This window comes from Micromonospora sp. M51, assembly GCF_018070305.1.
In the GTDB taxonomy this organism is placed as follows: domain Bacteria; phylum Actinomycetota; class Actinomycetes; order Mycobacteriales; family Micromonosporaceae; genus Micromonospora; species Micromonospora parva.
In genome coordinates this window covers 1-3,376 of record NZ_JAGPXZ010000679.1, presented here as the reverse complement: position 1 = coordinate 3,376, position 3,376 = coordinate 1, and the positions used below count along the sequence as shown (strand labels likewise).

General features: G+C 72.1%; 4 protein-coding genes. 1 reads left to right on the top strand and 3 read right to left on the bottom strand.

The genetic code is table 11. The features are described from left to right. From trpA to trpC, 3 genes are all read right to left on the bottom strand, one after another. Window positions 1-451, bottom strand: a 451-nt coding sequence (gene trpA, locus KBX53_RS26940; protein ID WP_210862338.1) for a tryptophan synthase subunit alpha, incomplete at its 3' end; no start/stop codon positions are given. 1 nt (window position 452) lies between these two features. Continuing rightward, a complete protein-coding gene (trpB, locus tag KBX53_RS26935; protein ID WP_030334426.1) occupies window positions 453-1,691 on the bottom strand; it encodes a tryptophan synthase subunit beta in 1,239 nt (412 codons plus the stop codon). Window positions 1,692-1,729: 38 nt separating this feature from the next. Then, entirely contained in the window at window positions 1,730-2,533 is an 804-nt protein-coding gene (trpC, locus tag KBX53_RS26930) for an indole-3-glycerol phosphate synthase TrpC (RefSeq protein ID WP_030334428.1), read from the bottom strand. Between the two features lie 485 nt (window positions 2,534-3,018). On the opposite strand from trpC, the gene KBX53_RS26925 reads away from it, so the two are divergent. Then, window positions 3,019-3,288 (top strand): hypothetical protein, encoded by a 270-nt coding sequence (locus KBX53_RS26925; protein ID WP_210862336.1) that lies wholly within the window; start codon window positions 3,019-3,021, stop codon window positions 3,286-3,288. The last annotated feature ends 88 nt before the right edge of the window (window positions 3,289-3,376 follow it).

The window sequence follows — 3,376 nt, the reverse complement described above, 5'->3', positions numbered from 1 at the left end:
GGAACGTGCGGTCCAAACCGTGCGCGTCCGAGGCGGCCAGCCACTCGTCGGCCTCGTCGGGGATGAGGTCCGGGGTGATCAGGCCGGTGCCGCCGGCCGAGGCGAGGTCACGGGCGAAGACATCCACGCCGTACCGCTCGACCGGGTTCCAGTAGGTCATGGTGACCACCGGGGCACCGGTCGCCGCCACCGCCTCGATGATGCGCATCGTGTCCGCGGTGCGTACGCCCCCGGCCAGCGCGATGTCACTGGCCCGCTGGATCACCGGACCGTCCATCACCGGGTCGGAGTAGGGGATCTCCACCTCGATGACGTCGACGCCGGCCTCGACCATGGCGGTCATCGCGGCGATGCTGCCCTCGACGGTCGGGAACCCGGCCGGCATGCAGCCGACCAGCAGTGCCCGTCCGTCGGCGCGGGCCTTGTCGAAGGCCACCCCGATCCGGCTCATCTCACCGCTCCTTGTCGAGGATGCCGAAGTAGTCGCCGGCGGTGTGCACGTCCTTGTCGCCCCGCCCGGACAGGTTGACCACGATGGTGGGCTCCCGGCCCAGCTCGGCGGCGAGCTTCGGGGCCAGCGCGACGGTGCCGGCGAGCGCGTGGGCGCTCTCGATCGCCGGGATGATGCCCTCGGTGCGGCAGAGCAGCTCGAAGGCGGCCATCGCCTCGTCGTCGGTGACCGGCAGGTAGCTCGCCCGGCCGGTGTCGTGCAGCCACGCGTGCTCCGGCCCGACACCGGGGTAGTCCAGGCCGGCGGAGATCGAATGCGACTCCAGGGTCTGCCCGTCGGCGTCCTGCAGCACGAAGGTGCGGGTGCCGTGCAGCACCCCGGCGGACCCGCCGGTGATGCTCGCCGCGTGCCGGCCGGTGGCCACCCCGTCGCCGCCGGCTTCGAAGCCGTACAGCCGCACGGCCTGATCGCCCACGAACGCGTGGAAGATGCCGAGCGCGTTGGAGCCGCCGCCGACGCAGGCGGTGACGGCGTCCGGCAGCCCACCGGTGAGGTCCAGGCACTGCTGGCGGGCCTCGTCACCGATGCCCCGGACGAAGTCGCGCACCATCGCCGGGAACGGGTGCGGGCCCGCGGCGGTGCCGATCAGGTAGTGCGTCTCGTCGACGTTGGCCACCCAGTCGCGCATCGCCTCGTTCATCGCGTCCTTGAGGGTGCGCGAACCATTGGTGACCGGAACGACCGTCGCGCCGAGCATCCGCATCCGGGCCACGTTGAGCGCCTGCCGCTCGGTGTCGACCTCGCCCATGTAGACCACGCACTCGAGGTCGAACAGGGCGGCGGCGGTCGCGGTGGCGACACCGTGCTGACCGGCACCGGTCTCCGCAATCACCCGGGTCTTGCCCATCCGCTTGGTGAGCAGCGCCTGGCCGAGCACGTTGCGCACCTTGTGCGCGCCCGTGTGGTTGAGGTCCTCGCGCTTGAGCAGCACCCGCGCGCCGACCTTCGCCGAGAACCGCCGGGCCTCGTAGAGCAGCGACGGTGTGCCGGCGTAGTCGCGCAGCAGCGCGCCGAACTCGGCCCGGAAGGACTCGTCCGCCATCGCCGTACGCCACGCCCCGTCGAGCTCGTCCAACGCGGCCACCAGGGCCTCGGGAACGAACCGACCGCCGAAGCGGCCGAAGTGACCGGCGGAGTCGGGCTGCGGGCCGGCCACCGGGGCCAGCGCGTCGGCGCTCATCGCGAATCCTCTCGGTGGTACGTCAGGCCGGCGCGGGGTCAGCGCACCGGCCGGGGCGTTGCCGGGTGGTTGCCGGCGTTGACCAACTCGGCGACCGCCTCGCGGGGGCTCTTCTGAGTGACCAGGCCCTCGCCCACGAGGACCGCGTCGGCGCCCGCGGAGGCGTACCGGATCAGGTCGTGCGGGCCACGAACGCCGGATTCGGCGATCTTGACGACGCTGCTGGGCAGACCGGGCGCGATCCGCTCGAACACCGACCGGTCAACCTCCAGGGTACGCAGGTCACGGGCGTTGACCCCGATCACCTGCGCGCCGGCCTCCAGCGCGCGGTCGGCCTCCTCCTCGTCGTGCACCTCGACCAGAGCGGTCATGCCCAGCGACTCGATCCGCTCCAGCAGACCCATCAGGACGTTCTGCTCGAGTGCGGCGACGATCAGCAGGACCAGGTCGGCGCCGTGCGCGCGGGCCTCGTGGATCTGATAGCTGGAGACCACGAAGTCCTTGCGCAGCACCGGCACGGTGACCGCGGCACGGACCGCCGCCAGGTCGTCCAACGAACCGCCGAACCAGCGCCCCTCGGTCAGCACGCTGATCGCCCGCGCCCCACCGGCCGCGTAGTCGACGGCGAGATCGGCCGGATCGGCGATCTCGGCCAGCCGGCCCTTGGACGGCGACGAACGCTTCACCTCGGCGATCACGGCCACGCCGGGCTTACGCAGCGCCGCGTACGCGTCCATGGGCGGCGGCGCCGCCGCTGCCAGTTCACGGATCCGCTCCAGCGGAACCTGCTCCTGGCGTCGGGCGACGTCTTCACGCACGCCGGCCAGAATCTCGTCGAGCACGCTTACGGACGCTGCCTGGCCGGCCTCGTCCCCCTCCGCGTGCGCATGCTCAGCAGTCACGAACGGACTCCCCTCTCCGGGCGTCATGGGCCGATGCTAGGGGCAGCCGACCGACGCCGGACGCCGGGGGTATGGCGCTGCTCACGAAAAGGGCTGCGGCATAATGGCCGACCTGCCGTGAATGGGTTGTCACGCAGCGCCACCTCCGGTATCGACCACCGCCACGCGGTACGGAGCCTGACGGCCGCAGTCGGACCGGGCCGATCCATCGATCATGCCACCAGTTGCCGCCCGCCGCCCGACGGCAACGATATCGATCGATGCTGTGAGCAAGCTCAAGGCCGAACGGCCGGTCCCAGGTCACGACCGAGGCGGGACAGTTGACCGGGCGGTCACCCCGGCGAAACGTCGACGGGCCAGCATCGTCCTCGGGCAGACTCGATGGCGCGCCTGCCCCACGCCACAACTCCTCGTGCGAGGTGACCATGAACATTTCCGAACCGCACCCGACCATCGGACTGACCACCATCTCGCGGACGGTCGCGTCACTCGCCGTCGGGGTCGTGCACACCGTGGAACGGGCCGTGGTGGGCGAGGCACGGATGCGGACGGCACGGGGCAACGCCTGGGAGGCGGTCTGCGCCGACCGGGCCCGCGCCGACCAGCGCGCGGAACTCAACCGCCTGGTCGCCGAACTGACCGCCGCCCGCGCCGCGAGTCGCCGCGCCGAGTGGGAGCGCCAGCCGGTCGGCTGACAGCCGCCGACCGCCGCGCCCACCGCGTCAGTCGGCCGTCGGATCCTCGCCCCGGTCCAGCGCGTCCCACGCCTCGGTGGTCCGCCGC

Coding starts and splice junctions, on each gene's coding strand:
- KBX53_RS26925 (WP_210862336.1), top strand. CDS start 3,019: ATGAACATTTCCGAACCGCACCCGACCATCGGACTGACCACCATCTCG.
- trpB (WP_030334426.1), bottom strand. CDS start 1,691: ATGAGCGCCGACGCGCTGGCCCCGGTGGCCGGCCCGCAGCCCGACTCC.